Raw genomic sequence first — 17,896 nt, 5'->3', positions numbered from 1 at the left:
CGGCAGGCCTACCGCCCCGGCAGGCCATTGGCCTGCCTTCGTCGATGGTCCTGCAGCCTGCGAACGGGCCGAGCCGGTAACGCCTGCGCGGATCTGGTCCGGGCTTCCTTTACTTGGTGAGGATCAGCTTGTCGTTGCGGGTGAGGCGCAGGTGGTACTCGCTGCCTTGGTGCTGGATCACCAGTTCGCGCCCGCCATCCAGCAGCGACTGGCTGCTGACGCGCCGCACCGCTGGCGTCGTTTCGGTGGTCCGGGCAGGCAACGAAGGGCGCGACGGCGGAGGGGCAAGCCGGCCGCCAGCCGCCGGCAGGTTCAAGGTGATGGCGATGGGCATGGACGACTCCGCAGGGATTTCAGGCGAAGTTGATGATAATGATTCTCATTAGACTGTCAATCGCCGCGGCAAGCAGACTCCCCGCCGCGGACTTCAGGCCACCGCCTGCGCGATGCGCTGGCGCATCGCCTCGTCCAGCTTCGGCAACACGTCCAGTGCGCCGAGGTTGTGCTCGAGTTGTTCCAGCCGGCTCGCGCCCAGCATTACCGTGGACACGTTCGGATTGGCCAGGCACCAGGCGATCGCCAGCTGCGCGGTGCTGCAGCCCAGCTCGTCGGCGATCGGCTTGAGCTGGCGCGCCTTCGCCACGCGCTCGCCGTGTTCGCCCAGCACCTTGTCCTGCAGCCAGGCGTAATCGGCATGCGCCAGCCGCGAGCCGGCCGGCACGCCGTCGTCGTACTTGCCGCTGAGCAGGCCCGAGGCCAGCGGCGACCAGGTCGTGGTGCCCAGCCCGAAGTCCTCGTACAGCGGCGCGTATTCCTGCTCGACCCGCTCGCGGTGCATCAGGTTGTACTGCGGCTGCTCCATCGTCGGCGCCGCCAGGTGATTCTCCTTCGCCACCCGATACGCCGCGCGGATCGCCTCGGCCGGCCATTCGCTGGTACCCCAGTACAGCACCTTGCCCTGGCGCACCAGCAGATCCATCGCCGCCACGGTCTCCTCGACCGGCGTGTCGTCGTCGGGGCGATGGCAGAAGTAGAGATCCAGGTAATCCACGCGCAGTCGCGACAACGCCTGGTGGCAGGCCTCGATCACGTGCTTGCGCGAGAGTCCCCGTTGGGTGGGTTTCGGATGGTCGTAGGGGCCGAAGTACACCTTGCTCGACACGCACCAGCTGTCGCGCGGGAAACGCAGGTCGGCCAGCACGTCGCCCATCAGCGACTCGGCCGCGCCGTTGCCGTAGGTCTCGGCGTTGTCGAAGAAGTTCACCCCGCGGTCCCAGGCCAGCGCCAGCATGTCGCGCGCCAGCGCGCGCCCCACGCTCTTGCCGAAGGTGGCCCAGGCGCCAAAGGAGAGGGCGGAAAGCGGAAGGCCGGAACGGCCGAGACGGCGGTAGTGCATGGGGAGCTCCATCAGCCAGGCGGGGCGAGATCCTTCGCATGCTGCGTCCGCGCATCGGGGCGATGCAAGCCTCGCGATCGTCCATTGGCTTCATATTTGAATATAGTGTTCATACCTGACAACCACGTCACGACATTCCCCGCCTCGGAGGCCTGTCCCATGGATCGTCGCCGTTTCCTGTTCGCCGGCTCGGCCGCTGCCTCGCTGGGGGCGCTCGGCCTGGCCCGCACCGGCCACGCCGATGCCGCACCCGCGCCCGTCGCCGCCGCGCCACGCCCCCGCCCCACGCCGCAGCAACTGCGCTGGCAGCGCGATGAACTGGCGATGTTCGTGCACCTCACGGTGAACACCTTCACCGGCAAGGAATGGGGCGACGGCACCGAGTCGCCGGCGATCTTCAACCCGCGCAAGCTGGATGCGCGGCAATGGGCGCGCACGGCGAAGCAGGCCGGCTTCCGCAGCATGATCCTCACCGCCAAGCACCACGACGGCTTCTGCCTGTGGCCTTCCGCCTTCACCGAGCATTCGGTGAAACACAGCCCGTGGAAGAATGGCCACGGCGACGTGGTGCGCGAGTTCACCGACGCCTGCCGCGCCGAAGGCCTGGGTGCGGGCATCTACCTCTCGCCGTGGGACCGCAACGCCAAGAGCTATGGCAGCGGCGAAGCCTACAACGACTACTACGTCGCCCAGCTCACCGAGCTGCTCACGCACTACGGCAGGATCGTGGAAGTGTGGTTCGACGGCGCCAACGGCGAAGGCCCGAACGGCCGCAGGCAGGCCTACGACTGGCCGCGCATCCACGCCACCGTGCGCAGGCTGCAGCCCGATGCGGTGATGTTCTCCGACGCCGGCCCCGACCTGCGCTGGATCGGCGACGAAAAAGGCGTGGCCGGCGAAACCTGCTGGTCCAGCATCGACCCGGCCAGCGTGCCCTACCCCGGCTACGACCGCCCCTGGGTGGGCGACCTGCTGGGCCACGGCGACCCGCACGGCAGCGCATGGCGGCCCGGCGAATCCGATGTGTCGATCCGCCCCGGCTGGTTCTGGCACCCCGAGGAAAACGACAAGGTGCGCTCGCCCGACGGCCTGATGGAGTTGTACTTCAGCACCGTGGGCCGCAACAGCAAGCTGCTGCTCAACGTGCCGCCGAACCGCGACGGCCTGTTCGATCCGGAAGACATCGCCTCGCTGCAGGGCTTCGCCGCCAGGCGCACGGCATGGCTCGCCGGCAACCTGCTGCAGGGCGGCCGCGTGCGCGCCGGCAGCAGCGACCTCGCGCACCCGGCTTCCGGCGTGCTCGATGCCAACCCGGACACTTATTGGGGCGCCAGACGCAACATGCGCAATGCGTGGCTGGAGATCGAGCTGCCGCACGAGATCGAATTCGACACGCTGGAACTCGACGAGGCGATCGCCCTCGGCCAGAACATCGCCAACTATCGTGTCGAGACCTGGAACGGCAGCGTGTGGCAGCCGCTCACCTGGGGCACCACCATCGGCTACAAGAAACTCACGCGTTTCGATCCGGTGCACACCGACAGGCTGCGCGTGCTGCTGGAATTCGCCTACGACACGCCGCGGTTGACCCGGGTGGCGGCGTATCGCGGACCGGACCGCCGCTACGGACCGGGGCACGACGAAAAGTGATGCGCGCTCAGGCACCCTCGGCCGCGTAGGCCTTCAGCGCCTCGAACAGGTGGTCGTACACCAGCCGCACGCGGCGGTTCGCGCGCAGGTCTTCGTGCATCACCAGCCAGGTGTCCAGATCCAGCCCGAAGGCCTCGGGCAGCACCGGTACCAGCTGGCGCTCGCGCAGGGCGAGCGGGCGCTGGCATGCGCCGATGCCGTAACCGGCGCGCAGCGCAGCCAGTTGCGCCAGCGGGCTGTCGGTGCGCAACGCGAAATGCTCGCGCGCATACACCTCGCCGCCCGGCACGCGGCCGCGCATCGCGCGCAAGGCAGGCGTCTCGCGATCGAAACCAATCAATGCGTGCTGACCGAGCTCGGCCAGCTTGCGCGGCGTGCCGTGCGCCTTCAGGTAGCGCCGGTGCGCATACAGCCCGATCCCGATCGCGCCCACGCGCCGGGCCACCAGCGCGGCCTGGCTGGGCCGCAGCATGCGCACGGCGATGTCGGCGTCCTTGCGCAGCAGGTCTTCGGCGGCGTCGGACAAGGAAAGCTCGACCACGATGCCCGGTTGCTGCCGACGCAAGTCGGCCAGGATCGCGGGCAGCACCTCGCCGCCGATCACCTCGCTGCAGGTGATGCGCACCACGCCGCGCACCTCCTGCCGGCTGCCTGACGCCGCACGCCGCAGCGCGGCGGACGCGGCGGCCATGCCACGCGCATGCTCGGCCAGCTCGGCTCCCACGTCGGTCAGCACCAGCCCCTGCGGCGAACGCGTGAACAAGGCCACGCCCAGCATCGTCTCCAGTTGCCGCACGTGCCGCCCCAGGCTGGGCTGGGTCATGCCCAGCGTGCGCGCTGCCGCGGACAGGCTGCCCTCGCCCGCCACCGCGAGGAAGGAGCGATAGAGGTCCCACGCCGGTTCACCGTTGGCCATGCATTTATTTATAGCAGATGTTCAATGTCAGGCAATTTTCAAATAGCCTGCCCGGCGTCAAGCTGGCTCCATCGATTCCCACCCGATCGGAGTACGGCCATGAACACCGCGAAGACAGCCCTGATCCTCGGCGCCACCGGCGGCGCCGGCGGCGAGATCGCCGCGGCCCTGCTGCGCCACGGCTGGACGGTGCGCGCGCTGGTGCGCAACGCCGCGCGCCCCGGCCTGGACCCGCGCATCGACTGGCGCGAAGGCGACGCGATGCACGCCGATGATGTGATGCAGGCGGCTGCCGGCGTCAACGTGCTCGTGCACGTGGTGAACCCGCCGGGCTACCGCGACTGGGACAAGCTGGTGCTGCCGATGCTGGACCACAGCCTCGCCGCGGCCCGCGCCAACGCGGCGCGCCTGGTGCTGCCGGGCACGGTCTACAACTACGGTCCCGATGCGTTTCCCCTGCTTGCCGAGGACGATCCGCAGCAGCCGCTGACCCGCAAGGGCGCGATCCGCGTGGCGATGGAGCGGCGGCTGGCCGAGGCCACCGACGTGCGCAGCCTGGTCCTGCGCTGCGGTGACTTCTTCGGGCCGCGCGCCGGCAACAACTGGTTCGCGGCGATGGTCAAGCCAGGCCGCCGCGTACGCGCCCTGCTTTACCCCGGCCGCCACGGCTTGCCGCATGCCTGGGCCTACCTGCCCGACGTGGGCGAGACGGTGGCGCGCCTGCTGGAGCGCGAGGGCGAACTGGAACGCTGCGCCCGCTTCCACTTCGCCGGCCACCTGGTGGATGGCGATGGGCTGCTCGCCGCCGTCCGCGGTGCCACCGGCGACACGGCACTGCCGCTGCGCGCCTTCCCGTGGTGGCTGACGCGGCTGGCCGCACCGTTCGTGGTGCTGCTGCGCGAACTGGGCGAGATGCGCTACCTGTGGCGCGAGCCGCTGCAGCTGGACAATCGCCGGCTGGTCGCATGGCTGGGCGCGGAACCACACACGCCGCTGGATCAGGCCGTCGAAACCACCCTGCGCGGTCTCGGCTGCGTAGCGTGAATTCAGCGCAGAAAGTGCAGCGCGATCGCCAGCACCGCCGCGGCAAATACGCCGGCGATGACGTCATCCACCATCACGCCCAGGCCGCCCTTGAGCCGGCGGTCGAACTCGCGGATCGGCCAGGGCTTCCACACGTCGAACAGGCGGAACAGCGCGAAACCGGCGGCCACCGCCCACCACGGCGCGGCGAGCGCAGGCAGCAGTGCGATCCACAGGCCGACGAACTCGTCCCACACCAGCGCGCGATGGTCGTCCACGCCCAGCGCGCGGCCGGCCATTTCGCAGGCCCACACGCCCAGCGCGAAACCCAGCACGATGGCCAGCAGATTGAGCGGCAGCGACAGCCCGCGCAGCAGCAGCCACGGCAGGATCGCCGCCAGCGAGCCGAACGTGCCCTGCGCCACCGGCGCCAGACCGGAGCCGAGGCCGCAGGCGATCCAGCCCGCGGGGGTGGCGAGCAACGCGCGGCGTTGCGCAGCGGTCAACGTCTTGCGTTCGGCGGGGGCGTTCATGCGCCGAAATGATCCCAGCCCGCGCGCCCCGGTTCCAGCCAGTGGCCGTCCGCATCGCGCACGCGCACGCCCTCGCCCGCCACGATGCGGCCGATGCGCGTGGCGCCGCAGCCCAACCGCGCCAGGTCGGCCTGCACTTCGGCCACGCGCGCGGCGGGCACGGTGAAGCACAGTTCGTAGTCGTCGCCGCTGGCCAGCGCGAAGTCGCGCGCGGCGGTTTCGTCGAACAGGCCGAGCAGCGCGGGCGACCGTGGCAACAGCGCCGCGTCGATCTCCACGCCCACGCCGCTGGCCTCGCCGATATGACCCAGGTCGGCGAGCAGGCCGTCGGAGACGTCGATGCAGGCGCTGGCGCGCTGGCGCAGCGCCAGTCCTGCCGCCACCCGCGGCGCCGGCCGGTTCAGGCGGTTCACCAGGAAATCGCGCGCGGGCGTCTGGATGTCCATGCGCGACTGCAGGCAGCGCAAACCCGCCGCCGCATCGCCCAGCGAGCCGGTGACCAGCACCGCGTCGCCCACCTGCGCCCCGGCACGGGTCAACGCCTGCCCCGGCGGCACGAAACCGTGCACGGCCACGCTGAGCGCAAGCGGGCCGCGTGTGGTGTCGCCGCCCACCAGGGCCAGCCGGTACGGCCTCGCCAGTTGCGCGAAGCCCTCGGCCAGGCCGTCGACGAAATCCGCATCCGGTCGCGGCAAGGTCAACGCCAGCAGCGCCCACGCCGGCGTGGCGCCCATCGCGGCGAGGTCGGACAGGTTCACCGCCAGCGCCTTCCAGCCGATGTCGGCGGCCGCGGTGCCTGCGGGGAAGTGCACGCCCTCGACCATGGTGTCGATGGCCACCGCCAGCTCCTGCCCCGCCGGCACGGCCAGCAGCGCGGCGTCGTCGCCGACGCCGAGGCGAACGTCGTCGCGCGGCTGGGCGGTGCGTTCGCGGATGCGGTCGATCAGGCGGAATTCCATGGCGGTCCTGCGAGGTGATGCGGCCACAGAGCAGAGCATCCGCGCGGGCACGGCGCAAGCCCGTGACCTGCGGCGCATGCGCCGACGCGCTGCGCATGCGAGGCTGGCACCACCATCCGCTCGGAGCCCGTCGCGATGCGTTGTGCCCCTCTCTGCCTTGCCGCCCTGCCCGTCGCCCTCTTCGCCGCCACTCCGGCACGGGCTGCCGCCCCCCCAGTCGCGCGCGATCCGGCGGTGCTGGCGCCGGTGCATGCCTTCTTCGCCGCCATGGCGCGTTACGACCAGGCCGGCATGCGGGCGCAGGTGCTGCCGGCCGGCATGGCCACGCTGATGCGCGACGGCAAGCCGGTGCAGCTCGCGCTTGGCGACTTCGTGGATCACGTGAAGCCGGGCAAGGTGCGCATCGAGGAACGCATCCGCGACCCGCAGGTGCGAGTCGATGACAACATCGCGGTGGTGTGGGCGCCCTACGTGTTCCTGCTCGACGGCAAGCCGCACCATTGCGGTACGGACGTGTTCAACCTGGCGCGGGTGGACGGCCGCTGGCTGATCAGCGGCATTGCCGACAACAGCCGCGACTGCCCGGTGAAGTGAACCCCGCGTTCAGCGGGTGAACACGAGGATGGGATCCTCGTGGTACAGCGTGCGCTGCCACTCGCGGAAACCGGCCTTGGCCGCAACGCGGATCGAAGCCACGTTGGCCGGCTCGATGATGCACGCCATGGTGCGACCGGGAAAATGCGTCTCGCCCCAGGCGAGCACCGCGGCCAGCGCCTCGCTGGCGTAGCCCTTGCCGTGCGCGTCCGCGGACAGCACCCAGCCCGTTTCGAGCATGCCTTCCAGCGACGGCTGGATGTCCCGCTTGAAGTCGGCGAAGCCGATGTCTCCGATGCAGCGGCCGCTGGCTTTCTCCTCGATGGCCCAGAAACCGTAGCCGAGCAGCGCCCACATGCCGGGATAACGCAGCATGCGCATCCACGAGTCCTGCCGCGAGGACGAGGCCGCACGGCCAAGGTAGCGGGTAACCACCGGATCCGACCAGATCGCCGCGAACGCGTCCAGATCGTCGACGCGATGCCCGCGCAGGCGCAGCCGCGCGGTTTCCAGCACCGGCACCTGTTCTACCGCGCAGGCGCCGGCGTCCATCAGCCGCGCTTCTCGACGCTGCGCAGTTCGCCGGCCAGCTTGTCCAGCACGCCGTTGACATAGCTGTGGCCGTGGTCGGCGCCGAAGCGCTTGGTGACCTCGATCGCCTCGTTGATCACCACGCGGTACGGCACGTCGGGGCGGTGCTTCAGCTCGTACGCGGCCAGGCGCAGCGCGGCGCGCTCGATGGGATCCACCTCGGCCACTTCGCGGTCCAGGTAGGGGCGCAGCGAGCCATCCAGTTCGGCGACGTGCTGCTCCACGCCATGCAGCAAGTCCTCGAAGTAGTCGAGGTCGGCCACCTCCATGTCCTGCTCGTGGCGGAACTGCTCGATCACCGCGTTCATGTGGCTGCCGGACAGCTGCCAGGCGTACAGCGCCTGCAGCGCGCGGCGGCGGGCGCGCGAGCGTGCAGCGAGATCGATGCCTTCAGGGCGAGCGTGCATCACAGCTGGCCGTAAAGGTTGACCATCTCCAGCGCGGCCATCGCGGCGTCGGCGCCCTTGTTGCCGGCCTTGGTGCCGGAGCGCTCGATGGCCTGCTCGATGCTGTCGGTGGTGAGCACGCCGAACGCCACCGGCACGCCGGAATCCAGCGCGGCCCTGGCCAGGCCCTTGGCGCATTCGCCGGCCACGTAGTCGAAGTGCGGGGTGGAGCCGCGGATCACCGCGCCCAGCGCGATCACCGCGGCGTACTTGCCCGAGGTTGCCAGCTTGTGCGCGGCCAGCGCGATCTCCCACGCGCCCGGCACGCGGACCAGATCGACCGCGTCGTCCTTCACGCCATGACGCACCAGCGCATCACGCGCGCCGGCCACCAGCGGCTCCACCACGAAACCGTTGAAACGGCCCGCGACGATGGCAAAGCGGCCCCTGGGCGTGGCGAAATCGCCTTCGATGGTTTTCATACTCGGAGTGTTCCTTGACAGGCCGGGCGGCCGTGCGAAGTGGGTATTTTACAGGCTTGAGGTTGTGGCCGCTTGTCGATTCACAGGCAGTCCCTAAAAGCCCGCAGCCGCAGCTTGGCCACTTGTTGCATAACTACATCGTAGTTATGATTGTTACATGAACGAGCTTCGCTTCGACTGGGATCCAGCCAAGGCCGCTTCGAACCTCAAGAAGCACGGCATCAGCTTCGTCGAAGCGAAGTCGGCCTTTGCAGATGAGCGGGCAAAGATCATCCCGGACCCCGATCATTCGGTAGACGAGGAACGATTCGTCCTGATTGGCCTCAGTCTCAAGTTGAGGCTACTCGTGGTCTGCCATTGCTACCGCGAGCGAAGCGGCACCATCCGCATCATCTCGGCCAGAAGGGCCACCAAACCCGAAACTCGCCAGTACTGACAGGTGCACCATGCGCAAGGAATACGACTTCTCCAAGGCCAGAAAAAACCCCTACGCCTCGCAGCTCAAGAAGCAGATCACCATCCGGCTGGATGGCGATGCCGTCGACTACTTCAAGTCCATCTCCGCCGAGGTCGGCATCCCTTACCAGAGCCTGATCAACCTCTACCTGCGCGATTGCGCGGCCGAGCACCGCACGCTCAACCTGTCCTGGAAGTAGCTGACGACCCCGATTCCATGCCGCGCCGAGCAACGTATTTGCTGTGATCTGGAGTCAAGCCCTTGATCGTCGCGTATTCGCTCAAACACAGCCCGGGTCTGCACTCCATGCAGCTAGCTGCATCATCTGGCCGAGGCTTGAAATCGACCCACGGCTTGATAGGGACAACAGAGTGGTGGGAAGCAATAGCCACGGGCGCATTGCAATTGCACACAGCTCGCGGGGTAATCCGCGGCCTGTGGCTAGGACAGTGGAACGACGGACCCGCCACGTTTGCTATCGAGCTTGAGGATGGTTCCCGGTTCGACGATGCGTGCCATCAGTGGCCCGCGGAGGCTGCAAACAACTTCACCCTTGGCAGGTGCGCCGAAATGGATTTCGTTTTCCAGCACCTGAACGCACCACCAAAAGATTTGCCAGGGCCAATGAAAGTTTGTCTCGAAATCCGACTGGGCGATAACCACAGCCAGCCTGTCGAGCCCTACGGGCCGTGTTACTTCACACGCCTCGATCACGAATAGGCCTCATCTCCAGCACCCCAAGGGCAGCGAAGACCCATCACACGCACGGGCCAACATGCTGTCAGCTCCGGTGGCAGGATCGCTGAAGGATTGCCGCTCGCGGCAAATCCGTTCGCATACGAATGGGCCAGCACCCTACGCCGCCGTCCCGCCCACCGTCATCGCATCGATCTTCAGCGTGGGCTGGCCCACGCCCACCGGCACGCTCTGGCCGTCCTTGCCGCAGACGCCCACGCCTTCGTCGAGCTTCATGTCGTTGCCGATCATGGAGACGCGAGTGAGCACGTCGGGGCCGCTGCCGATCAGGGTGGCGCCCTTTACCGGGGCGGTGATTTTGCCGTCCTCGATCAGGTAGGCCTCGCTGGCGGAGAACACGAACTTGCCGTTGGTGATGTCGACCTGGCCGCCGCCGAAGTTGGGCGCGTAGAGGCCTTTCTTCACCGAGCGGATGATTTCCTCGGGCTCGTGGCTGCCGCCGCGCATGTAGGTGTTGGTCATGCGCGGCATCGGCAGCGCGGTGAAGGACTCGCGGCGGCCGTTGCCGGTGGGCGCCATGCCCATCAGGCGCGCGTTGAGCTTGTCCTGCATGTAGCCCTTGAGGATGCCGTCCTCGATCAGCACGGTGCAGTTCGTGGGCGTGCCTTCGTCGTCCACGCTGAGCGAACCGCGGCGGCCGGGCAGCGCGCCATCGTCCACCACGGTGACGCCCGGCGCCGCCACGCGCTGGCCCAGGCGGCCGGCAAAGGCGGAGCTGCCCTTGCGGTTGAAGTCGCCCTCCAGGCCGTGGCCGATGGCCTCGTGCAGCAGCACGCCGGGCCAGCCCGGGCCGAGCACCACGGGCATCTGGCCGGCGGGGGCGTCGACCGAATCCAGGTTCACCAGCGCCTGGCGCACCGCCTCGTCGGCGAACGCCAGCGCGCGGCCGTTCTCGATCAGCTCGCGGTAGCCGTAGCGGCCGCCGCCGCCGGCATAGCCCTGTTCGCGGCGACCGTTGGCCTCGGCGATGACCTGCACGTTGAGGCGCACCAGCGGGCGCACGTCGGCGGCCAGCGTGCCGTCGGAGGCGGCGATCAGCACGGTGTCGATGGTGGCGGCGATGCTCACGATCACCTGGGTGATGCGCGGGTCGCGCGCGCGCGCGTAAGCGTCCACCTCGCGCAACAGGGCGATCTTGTCGGGGTTGGGCAGGCTTTCCACCGGGTCGATGGCGGGATACAGCTGCCGCGCGTTGCCCAGCGCCAGCGGCTGGCCGGCGCCACGGCCGTCCTGCGCGATCGCGCGCGCGGCCTTCGACGCTTCCAGCAGTTGCGGCAGCACGATCTCGTCGGAGTAGGCGAAGCCGGTCTTCTCGCCCGAGATGGCGCGCACGCCCACGCCCTGTTCGATGGAGTGGCTGCCGTCCTTGACGATGCCCTCCTCCAGCGTCCACGACTCGCTGCGCGAATGCTGGAAATACAGGTCGGCCGCATCGATGGACGGCCCCATCAGCTGCGTGAACACGCGCTCGAGGTCGCCGGTGGCGAGTCCGCCGGGGGTCAGCAGCCGGCTCTGGGCCTGGGCGATCGGGGAGTCCATGGGGCAGTCGTTCGTTGCAGTGGGGATGAAGAGAGTGGGGGCGTGCGCCCCGGAATCAAAGCGGCGGCCCCGCCGAGGATGCGGCGGCGGGGAATGCCGGCAGATCAGGCAAGGGTGACGTGACGGCCGGCGTCGGCACGGCACCGGGCAACAGCGGCGGCTTGGTGGCGGCGGGGGCGACGGGCACTTCGTGCTTCTCCACCAGGGTCATCACCGGTTTGTCCCAGCTGCCGGTGACGTGGTAGCGCGCGCCGACGGTCTTGTTGAGGCCGTGGCCCAGCAGGCCCTGCACCGCGAGTCCGGCGGCGGCGCCGACCGGGCCGCCGACCACCGCACCGATCACCGGCAGGCTGTTGCCGACGTGCGGCACCACCAGCACGTACTGGTCGTAGTCCTTGGCGCGCAGGCCGGTGCGGCCGGTGATGCTGATCTGCGCGGCCGGGCCCTTGATGACGAGGTTGTTCGTGGTGGCGCTGCCGTCGGCGAGGCGGAAATCGCCGTTGATCGAGTCGAAGCCCAGGCCCTTGCCGAACACGTCGCCGAAATCCAGCGTCAGGCGGCGCGGCAGTTCGGCCAGCGAGACCAGCCCGAACAGCCGCCCCACGCCCGGCCCCACCTCGGGGATGCGGCCGTCGTTGACATGGATGGCCAGGGTGCCGGTGGCGCTGGCGAGGCTGAAGGCGGACGGCCCGCCGGGCCAGCTGGCGTCCAGCTGGTCTTCGGTCTTGCCGCCGTTGACCAGGCCGGTGTAGCCGAACGCGGTGAGCATCTTGCCGAGGTCGTCGGCGGCGAAGCCGATGCGCATGCGGGTGTGGCTGTCGGTGGGCGTGCCGTTCCAGTCGCCGCTGCCGGTGACCTGCACGCTGGGCGACAACGCGCGCAGCTGGTCGATGTGCATGCCCTGCGCGGTGGGCCAGGTCTCCAGCCGCGCCTCGCCCAGCTTGGCGTCGCCGAAGCTCAGGTCGCCCACCCACAGGTGGAATGGCGGCAGCGCGGCCGGATTGATGCCGGTGTCGGCGGGGTTCTCCTCGGGCTGGCCGGCAGCCGCCTTGCCGCTGGGCGCGGGCGGATTGCCGGGCCAGTGCAGGTGCGTCAGGCGCGCGGTGATGCCGCGTTTGTCCAGCTCCTTGTCGGGGACGCTGAAGCGCCCGGCCATCGCCGGGCCGTTCACCTCCGCCTGCAGGTGGTCGACTGCGGGTGTGGCCTGCAGCGTCATCGCGCCCAGCGGGCGGCCGAACCATTCGGCGTGATCGGTACCCACGTCCACGCTTTCCAGCACGGGTCCGCCGCCCGTATTGCCTGCGTCGCCTGAGTTCCCAGTGTTGCCTGCGGGGCCCGCGGCGGCGGCGTTGCCGGCGGTCAGCGCAATCGCCTGCTGCACCCAGCCGGTGACATCCAGCTTCGCCGCATGGCCGCGGATGCGCAGCCCTTGCGCGGGCAGTTCCATCGGCATCTGCGTACCGAACGCGAGCGTGCCGGCCAGCGGCTTGCTGCCATCGGCCAGGCGCAGGTGGCCACGCGCCTGCTCGCCCAGCGCCACCTTGAGGTCGGCGCCCTGCAGCGGCAGGGTCAGCACCAGATGCAGCGGCAAGGCCTCGGCGGCAGGCTTTTTCAGCGGCACCGGCACGTCCAGCGCCATGCCGGCCAGGGTGGAATCCATGGTCAGCGTCTGCACCAGGGCGCCCCCGTTCGCCGGCTCGGTGAGGCTGAAGCCGATGTCGAAGGGGCTGCGACCGCTGCCCAGCGGAGCCAGCCAGTCCAGCGCGGGGATGCCCTCGGTGAGGTCGGCGAAGCTGTAGCTGCCGCTGAGCTTCGCCGCCAGCACGGTGGCCGGGTCGCCGGTGGCGCCGGCGATCGCCAGGTCCAGCGTGGACGGCTGGCCGTGGGCGCTGCCGCTGAGGGGACCGGCGTGGAAGCCGTGGCCATCGAACGCGGCCGGGCCGCTGAGCTGGTCCAGCTTGAGGTTCCAGTCCGGTTCACTCACGTCCACGTTCTGCAGCTGCGCGTTGCCGGCAAGGGTGAAGTTCTCCGCCGCGCCCAGCGGCAGTGAGAGATGGAAACCGAAACTGCCGCTGCCGCCCAGCTTCAGCCCGGACAGCAGGGCTGCGTGCCTGCTCGCGATCGGGCTCCTGGTCACGAAGCCGAGCAGGCTGGCCCCGCTGCCGCTGCCGTCGACGTTGAGGTCCAGCGTGCCGTCGGCGAATTCGGGGATCAGCGCCACCACCTTGTCCGCCTTCACGCCCAGCGAGGAACCGCCGTCCGCCTGCACCAGCATGCCGCTGTTGATGAAGCTGGCGATCGCATGCACGCCGGTGGCCTCGGGCCAGTCGGGCGAGTAGCGGAACGTGAGGTTGCTGATCTCGGCGCGCGCCTCGAAGCGACCCTCGTTGTGGCGGAACGGCCAGTCCTTGAGGTCGCCGCGCACCAGCACCTCGCCGTGGTCGATCTCACCACCCACCAGCGCCCGGTCCAGCCACGCCACGGTGGCCGGGGGCATCGCGTCGACCGGCCAGAACAGCTTGGCGGCGGTGACCTCGCCGTGGCCCAGGCCGACGTACAGGTCCAGGAACGGCGGACCGCCGGCATCGTGCAGGTCGATCTCGCCGCGCAACTGGCCGCCGTAGCCCTGGCCGTCGAAGTCCAGCGGGTCGATGCCCAGGTGCCAGTCGCCGTCCGCATGCCAGAACGCCAGCGTACCGGCCAGCTTCGACATCACCAGGGGCTGGCGGAAGGTATGGGGATCGCGCAGGGTGGCAGCCTGCGCGGGCAATTCCAGCGACACCGCCTCGCCGTCGCCGCGCAGCGTGCCCTTGAGGCCATCCACGCCGGGCAACTTGCCGGCAGGGTCGATGCCGAGTTCGCTGAAGTCGGCCGCCAGCCGCTGCAGCCCGCCGGCCCGGGTCCAGGCCAGCGCCACGTTGTCCAGCTTGCCGTGCGGGTGGCCCGCGCCCAGCCACGTCGCCAGCGCAGGCGGCAGCCGGGGCGCCAGGCCCAGCCACGGCAGCAGCGGCGCCAGCTGCAGGTCGCGCGCCGCGGCCTGCACGCTGAACTGCGGCGTGCCGGGATGGTGCAGCCAGGCGGCCAGCGCGCCCCGGTCGTCACCGGCCCAGCGCAGCTCGTAGCCGTCGGCACTGCGGCTCAGTTCGGCCTCGCCGTGCAGCGCGGGCACCTCGACCGTGCCGTTCGCGCCGGCGATGCGCAGCGCATCCAGATCGAAGCGGGCGAGGCTGCGCACCACCTTGCCCCGCTGCCAGTCCAGCCACGCGGCCAGATTTCCGTGGCCACCTTGCACGCCGTAGCCGCCCAGGTCCACGCCGGCCAGCAGGGCGCCCAGGTCGAGCTGCTGGCCGGACAGCCACAGCCGGCCGCTGCTGCCATCGTCACGGAAGCGCCCCGCGCCGCGCAGTTCGCCCGGCACGCCTTCGCGACGCAGCAGCGCGCCCACGCGAAGGTGGCTGCCCTGCCGGCTTAGCCGCAGCTGGTCGGCGACCAGGCGGTAGCGCTTGCCGCTGGCCGCGTCGGTGATGTTCAGCTGCAGGTTGTCCAGCCACAGCGCCACCGACAGCTGGCCGAAGCCGGCTTGCTGCTCGGCGCCGCCGCCGTTACCCAGGCCATTGACGTGCCAACGGCCGCTCGCGTCGCGGCTCAGGTCCAGTTGCAGGCCGCGCGTGCGCAGGTTCACCAGGTGCCGCGAAGGCAACCAGCCGCCGAAGTCCAGCCGCAGCTCGGATTCCGGGATCTCGATCGGCGTGCCCGTGCCGCCCGGTGGCACGCCCACGGTGACATCGCGCAGCACGAACAGCGGACCGGAGCCGGTCCAGCGCCCCTCCAGCGAGGCGAAACGCACCGGGCGCTGCAGCTTCGCGGAGAGCTCGCGCGCCACCCATTCCGGGTGCCGGGCCAGCAGCGGCAGCAGCAGTTGCGCCACGGCCATCAGCACCGCCAGTGCGATCACGGCGATGCCGCCGACCCAGCCCATCGCGCGCACGCCACGGTGCAGCCGTCGCCGCCATGTCGTGTTCATCGAAGGGGAGCCGCCGCCGATTTACAGCAAAACCACATCAAACTGTTCCTGCGAATAATGTTCCTCGGCCTGGAAGCGTATGCTTTTGGAGATGAACTCCTCCAGTTCGGCCACCGCCGCGGACTCTTCCTCCAGGATGCGGCCGACCACGGCGGGGCTGGCCATCACCAGCAGCTTCTCGGCGTTGAACTGGCGTACCGCGCGGGTGATCTCGCGGAAGATCTCGTAGGTCACCGTCTCGGCGGTCTTCAGCGTGCCGCGCCCGCCGCAGGCCGGGCAGGGTTCGCACAACTGGCGCTCCAGGCTCTCGGTGGTGCGCTTGCGGGTCATCTCGACCAGGCCCAGCGAGGACATCGGGTAGACCGTGGTCTTGGCATGGTCGCGCGCCAACCCCTTGGCCAGCATGCGCAGCACTTGGCGCTTGTGCTCCTCGTCCACCATGTCGATGAAGTCGATGATGATGATGCCGCCGAGGTTGCGCAGCCGGAGCTGGCGCGCCGCCGCCTGCGCCGCCTCCAGGTTGGTGCGGTAGACGGTCTCCTCCAGGTTGCGCGTGCCGAGGTAGGCGCCGGTGTTGACGTCGATGGTGGTCATTGCCTCGGTCTGGTCGACCACCAGGTAGCCGCCCGACTTCAGCGGCACCTCCTTCTTCAGCGCGTGCTGGATCTCGTCCTCCACGCTGTACAGGTCGAAGATCGGCCGTTCGCCGTCGTAATGCTCCACCCGGTCGTCCAGGCTGGGCATGAACTTGTGCACGAACTTCACCACCTTCTCAAAGGTCTCGCGCGAATCCACGCGCACCTTCTCGATGTCGTCGGTGAGCATGTCGCGCAGGCTGCGCAGCGGCAGCGAGAGCTCCTCGTACACCCGTTCGCCGACGCGGGTCCTGGCGATGTTCTCCTGCACCACGCGCCACACCTTGCCGAGGTAGGTCACGTCGAACGCCAGCGACTCGGCGCTCTGCCCCTCCGCGTTGGTGCGCACGATGTAGCCCAGTGGGTTCTCGCCGACCAGGCTGCCCATCACCTCGCGCAGGCGCGTGCGCTCGGCCTCGTCCTCGATGCGCGCGGAAATGCCCATGGTGTGCGCGTACGGCAGCAGCACCAGGTAGCGCGAGGGGATCGACAGGTGTGCCGACAGCCGCGCCCCCTTGCTGCCGATCGGGTCCTTCACCACCTGCACCACGATTTCCTGGCCTTCGTGCACCAACTCGCTGATCGACGGCGTGTGGCCGTTGCCGTGGCCGTTGCCCTCGGCGCCTTCCGGCAGCGCCGGGCGCACAATGTCCGAAGCGTGCAGGAAGGCCGCGCGGCCCAGCCCGATCTCCACGAACGCCGCCTGCATGCCCGGCATCACCCGCTGCACCCGGCCCTTGTAGATGTTGCCCACGTAGCCGCGCCTGGATGCGCGCTCGACATGCACTTCCTGCAGCATGCCATTCTCGACCACGCCCACCCGCGTCTCGCGCGGGGTCACGTTGATCAGGATTTCTTCACTCACGGCCCACTCCCAGAATAGACGATCTTTATAGCGGCAGGCCGCGCCAACTGTCGATGCGCAGCGCACGGTGCGCAAAGCCGAATGTTTTGCTAAGCCGCTCCGGCCACAATAGGCGGGCCCGCCCATGGCTTCGACAAGGGAAACAGCATGAAATTGCTGCTGGTGGAGGACTCCGAACGCTTGCGCCAGACCTTGCGCCACGGCCTCGAGGGCGCCGGCTTCACCGTGGACGCAGCCAGCGACGGCGTGGAGGCCTGCGGCTTCCTCGCCGGCTACGACTACGAACTGGTGGTGCTGGACCTGATGCTGCCGCGGCTGGACGGCATCGGTGTGTTGCGCAGCCTGCCCGCGGGTGGGCGCCGGCCACGGGTGCTGGTGTTGTCTGCCCGCGACCAGGTACCCGACCGCATCGAGGCGCTGAACGCCGGCGCCGACGACTACCTGGTGAAGCCCTTCTCCTTCGACGAGCTGGTGGCGCGCCTGCACGCGCTGGCGCGGCGCCCGCAGCAGGCCCAGCCCACCGTGTTGAGCCATGGCGCACTGTCCTGGGACCCGCGCTCGCACAGCGTGAGCGTGTCCGGCCAGCCGCTGGCGCTCACCCCCCGCGAATTCGCGGTGCTGGGGCTGCTGCTGCGCCACCGCGGCCGCGCGTTCAGCCGGCAGGAAATCCTCGACCGCACCGCCGGCAGCGACAGCGAGGCCTCCGATCGCAGCGTGGAAGTGCTGGTGTTCGGCCTGCGCCGCAAGCTGGACGGGGCGGGGATGCCGGGCCTGATCGAGACGCGGCGCGGTGCGGGGTATCTGATCCCGTGACGACTCCCTCTCTCTTGCTCCCGCAAGGTTCGGAGCGGTTTCGAGCTGCTACCGCGGCTCGAGTTACTTTTCTCTTGCGTGGCCAAGAGAAAAGTAACCCAAAGAGAAGGCCACCCCGGTTGGCGTTTGCCGGGCGTCCTGCCCGGCAAGTCCGTGAGGCGGGGGCGGCCTTTTCGAGCGGGCTCCTGCCCGCGCGAAAAGGCGAGTCCATCCATGGCCTCGCCCGCTGCGCGGCCTCCTCGTCCCCGCCTCACCGCCGCCCAGGGGGCCCGGAAAA

At 69.4% G+C, this 17,896-nt stretch carries 17 protein-coding genes; 6 read left to right on the top strand and 11 right to left on the bottom strand.

Features of this window, described 5'->3' with window-relative positions:
• Positions 1-109: 109 nt before the first annotated feature.
• Together hemP and AC2EWF_RS00920 are read right to left on the bottom strand one after the other, a co-directional pair.
• Positions 110-334, bottom strand: coding sequence for a hemin uptake protein HemP (gene hemP / locus AC2EWF_RS00925; RefSeq protein WP_483637476.1), 225 nt, complete (start codon positions 332-334; stop codon positions 110-112).
• A 93-nt stretch (positions 335-427) separates the two neighbouring features.
• Complete coding sequence (locus tag AC2EWF_RS00920; RefSeq protein WP_483637475.1) at positions 428-1,396, bottom strand: potassium channel beta subunit family protein; 969 nt, start codon at positions 1,394-1,396, stop codon at positions 428-430.
• A 159-nt stretch (positions 1,397-1,555) separates the two neighbouring features.
• Between AC2EWF_RS00920 and AC2EWF_RS00915 the strand changes: the two genes are divergently transcribed.
• Positions 1,556-3,046: an alpha-L-fucosidase gene (locus tag AC2EWF_RS00915; RefSeq protein ID WP_483637474.1), complete on the top strand. Its 1,491-nt coding sequence runs from the start codon at positions 1,556-1,558 to the stop codon at positions 3,044-3,046.
• A gap of 7 nt (positions 3,047-3,053) precedes the next feature.
• Here AC2EWF_RS00915 and AC2EWF_RS00910 read toward each other — a convergent pair whose 3' ends face one another.
• On the bottom strand, positions 3,054-3,962 hold the full coding sequence (locus AC2EWF_RS00910) for a LysR family transcriptional regulator (protein ID WP_483637473.1): 909 nt from the start codon (positions 3,960-3,962) through the stop codon (positions 3,054-3,056).
• 99 nt (positions 3,963-4,061) lie between these two features.
• Between AC2EWF_RS00910 and AC2EWF_RS00905 the strand changes: the two genes are divergently transcribed.
• Positions 4,062-5,006 carry an NAD(P)H-binding protein gene (locus tag AC2EWF_RS00905; RefSeq protein ID WP_483637472.1) on the top strand — a complete coding sequence of 315 codons (945 nt, stop codon included), beginning with the start codon at positions 4,062-4,064 and terminating at the stop codon, positions 5,004-5,006.
• Between the two features lie 2 nt (positions 5,007-5,008).
• On the opposite strand, the gene AC2EWF_RS00900 is transcribed toward AC2EWF_RS00905, so the two are convergent.
• Positions 5,009-5,518, bottom strand: coding sequence for a phosphatidylglycerophosphatase A family protein (locus tag AC2EWF_RS00900; protein WP_483637471.1), 510 nt, complete (start codon positions 5,516-5,518; stop codon positions 5,009-5,011).
• Positions 5,515-6,477: a thiamine-phosphate kinase gene (gene thiL / locus AC2EWF_RS00895; RefSeq protein WP_483637470.1), complete on the bottom strand. Its 963-nt coding sequence runs from the start codon at positions 6,475-6,477 to the stop codon at positions 5,515-5,517. Before thiL ends, AC2EWF_RS00900 begins: the two co-directional genes overlap by 4 nt.
• Positions 6,478-6,612: 135 nt before the next feature.
• Between thiL and AC2EWF_RS00890 the strand changes: the two genes are divergently transcribed.
• Positions 6,613-7,071, top strand: coding sequence for a nuclear transport factor 2 family protein (locus tag AC2EWF_RS00890; RefSeq protein WP_483637469.1), 459 nt, complete (start codon positions 6,613-6,615; stop codon positions 7,069-7,071).
• A gap of 9 nt (positions 7,072-7,080) precedes the next feature.
• On the opposite strand, the gene AC2EWF_RS00885 is transcribed toward AC2EWF_RS00890, so the two are convergent.
• The 3 genes from AC2EWF_RS00885 to ribH are packed head-to-tail and all read right to left on the bottom strand — an operon-like array spanning position 7,081 to position 8,530.
• Positions 7,081-7,623: a GNAT family N-acetyltransferase gene (locus tag AC2EWF_RS00885; protein ID WP_483637468.1), complete on the bottom strand. Its 543-nt coding sequence runs from the start codon at positions 7,621-7,623 to the stop codon at positions 7,081-7,083.
• Entirely contained in the window at positions 7,623-8,069 is a 447-nt protein-coding gene (nusB, locus tag AC2EWF_RS00880; RefSeq protein WP_483637467.1) for a transcription antitermination factor NusB, read from the bottom strand. The genes AC2EWF_RS00885 and nusB overlap by 1 nt, the downstream gene beginning before the upstream one ends.
• Positions 8,069-8,530: a 6,7-dimethyl-8-ribityllumazine synthase gene (gene ribH, locus AC2EWF_RS00875; protein ID WP_483637466.1), complete on the bottom strand. Its 462-nt coding sequence runs from the start codon at positions 8,528-8,530 to the stop codon at positions 8,069-8,071. The genes nusB and ribH overlap by 1 nt, the downstream gene beginning before the upstream one ends.
• Positions 8,531-8,687: 157 nt before the next feature.
• On the opposite strand from ribH, the gene AC2EWF_RS00870 reads away from it, so the two are divergent.
• Both AC2EWF_RS00870 and AC2EWF_RS00865 read left to right on the top strand, forming a co-directional pair.
• The gene (locus AC2EWF_RS00870; protein WP_483637465.1) at positions 8,688-8,966 is read left to right on the top strand and encodes a BrnT family toxin; all 279 of its coding nucleotides are present in this window, start codon (positions 8,688-8,690) and stop codon (positions 8,964-8,966) included.
• A gap of 10 nt (positions 8,967-8,976) precedes the next feature.
• Positions 8,977-9,186, top strand: a complete 210-nt coding sequence (locus tag AC2EWF_RS00865) for a BrnA antitoxin family protein (RefSeq protein WP_483637464.1) — start codon at positions 8,977-8,979, stop codon at positions 9,184-9,186.
• A gap of 656 nt (positions 9,187-9,842) precedes the next feature.
• Here the strand turns inward: AC2EWF_RS00865 and tldD are convergent.
• From tldD to rng, 3 genes are read right to left on the bottom strand one after another with little or no spacing between them, the layout of a single operon-like run.
• The gene (gene tldD, locus AC2EWF_RS00860; protein ID WP_483637463.1) at positions 9,843-11,282 is read right to left on the bottom strand and encodes a metalloprotease TldD; all 1,440 of its coding nucleotides are present in this window, start codon (positions 11,280-11,282) and stop codon (positions 9,843-9,845) included.
• Between the two features lie 55 nt (positions 11,283-11,337).
• Positions 11,338-15,306 (bottom strand): YhdP family protein, encoded by a 3,969-nt coding sequence (locus AC2EWF_RS00855; protein ID WP_483637462.1) that lies wholly within the window; start codon positions 15,304-15,306, stop codon positions 11,338-11,340.
• 21 nt (positions 15,307-15,327) lie between these two features.
• Entirely contained in the window at positions 15,328-16,806 is a 1,479-nt protein-coding gene (rng, locus tag AC2EWF_RS00850) for a ribonuclease G (RefSeq protein WP_483637461.1), read from the bottom strand.
• A 147-nt stretch (positions 16,807-16,953) separates the two neighbouring features.
• Here rng and AC2EWF_RS00845 point away from each other — a divergent pair, with 147 nt between their 5' ends.
• Positions 16,954-17,619 carry a response regulator transcription factor gene (locus AC2EWF_RS00845; protein ID WP_483637460.1) on the top strand — a complete coding sequence of 222 codons (666 nt, stop codon included), beginning with the start codon at positions 16,954-16,956 and terminating at the stop codon, positions 17,617-17,619.
• Positions 17,620-17,896: the final 277 nt, after the last annotated feature.

It is taken from the genome of Rhodanobacter sp. sgz306013 (assembly GCF_057031145.1).
The sequence above is the reverse complement of the archived record's forward strand: the minus strand, read 5'-3'. Positions and strand labels throughout refer to the sequence as shown.

What these genes read in the sequence shown, in the direction of transcription:
- hemP (WP_483637476.1), bottom strand. Translation starts at nt 334, where the DNA reads ATGCCCATCGCCATCACCTTGAACCTGCCGGCGGCTGGCGGCCGGCTT.
- AC2EWF_RS00920 (WP_483637475.1), bottom strand. Translation starts at nt 1,396, where the DNA reads ATGCACTACCGCCGTCTCGGCCGTTCCGGCCTTCCGCTTTCCGCCCTC.
- AC2EWF_RS00915 (WP_483637474.1), top strand. Translation starts at nt 1,556, where the DNA reads ATGGATCGTCGCCGTTTCCTGTTCGCCGGCTCGGCCGCTGCCTCGCTG.
- AC2EWF_RS00910 (WP_483637473.1), bottom strand. Translation starts at nt 3,962, where the DNA reads ATGGCCAACGGTGAACCGGCGTGGGACCTCTATCGCTCCTTCCTCGCG.
- AC2EWF_RS00905 (WP_483637472.1), top strand. Translation starts at nt 4,062, where the DNA reads ATGAACACCGCGAAGACAGCCCTGATCCTCGGCGCCACCGGCGGCGCC.
- AC2EWF_RS00900 (WP_483637471.1), bottom strand. Translation starts at nt 5,518, where the DNA reads ATGAACGCCCCCGCCGAACGCAAGACGTTGACCGCTGCGCAACGCCGC.
- thiL (WP_483637470.1), bottom strand. Translation starts at nt 6,477, where the DNA reads ATGGAATTCCGCCTGATCGACCGCATCCGCGAACGCACCGCCCAGCCG.
- AC2EWF_RS00890 (WP_483637469.1), top strand. Translation starts at nt 6,613, where the DNA reads ATGCGTTGTGCCCCTCTCTGCCTTGCCGCCCTGCCCGTCGCCCTCTTC.
- AC2EWF_RS00885 (WP_483637468.1), bottom strand. Translation starts at nt 7,623, where the DNA reads ATGGACGCCGGCGCCTGCGCGGTAGAACAGGTGCCGGTGCTGGAAACC.
- nusB (WP_483637467.1), bottom strand. Translation starts at nt 8,069, where the DNA reads ATGCACGCTCGCCCTGAAGGCATCGATCTCGCTGCACGCTCGCGCGCC.
- ribH (WP_483637466.1), bottom strand. Translation starts at nt 8,530, where the DNA reads ATGAAAACCATCGAAGGCGATTTCGCCACGCCCAGGGGCCGCTTTGCC.
- AC2EWF_RS00870 (WP_483637465.1), top strand. Translation starts at nt 8,688, where the DNA reads ATGAACGAGCTTCGCTTCGACTGGGATCCAGCCAAGGCCGCTTCGAAC.
- AC2EWF_RS00865 (WP_483637464.1), top strand. Translation starts at nt 8,977, where the DNA reads ATGCGCAAGGAATACGACTTCTCCAAGGCCAGAAAAAACCCCTACGCC.
- tldD (WP_483637463.1), bottom strand. Translation starts at nt 11,282, where the DNA reads ATGGACTCCCCGATCGCCCAGGCCCAGAGCCGGCTGCTGACCCCCGGC.
- AC2EWF_RS00855 (WP_483637462.1), bottom strand. Translation starts at nt 15,306, where the DNA reads ATGAACACGACATGGCGGCGACGGCTGCACCGTGGCGTGCGCGCGATG.
- AC2EWF_RS00845 (WP_483637460.1), top strand. Translation starts at nt 16,954, where the DNA reads ATGAAATTGCTGCTGGTGGAGGACTCCGAACGCTTGCGCCAGACCTTG.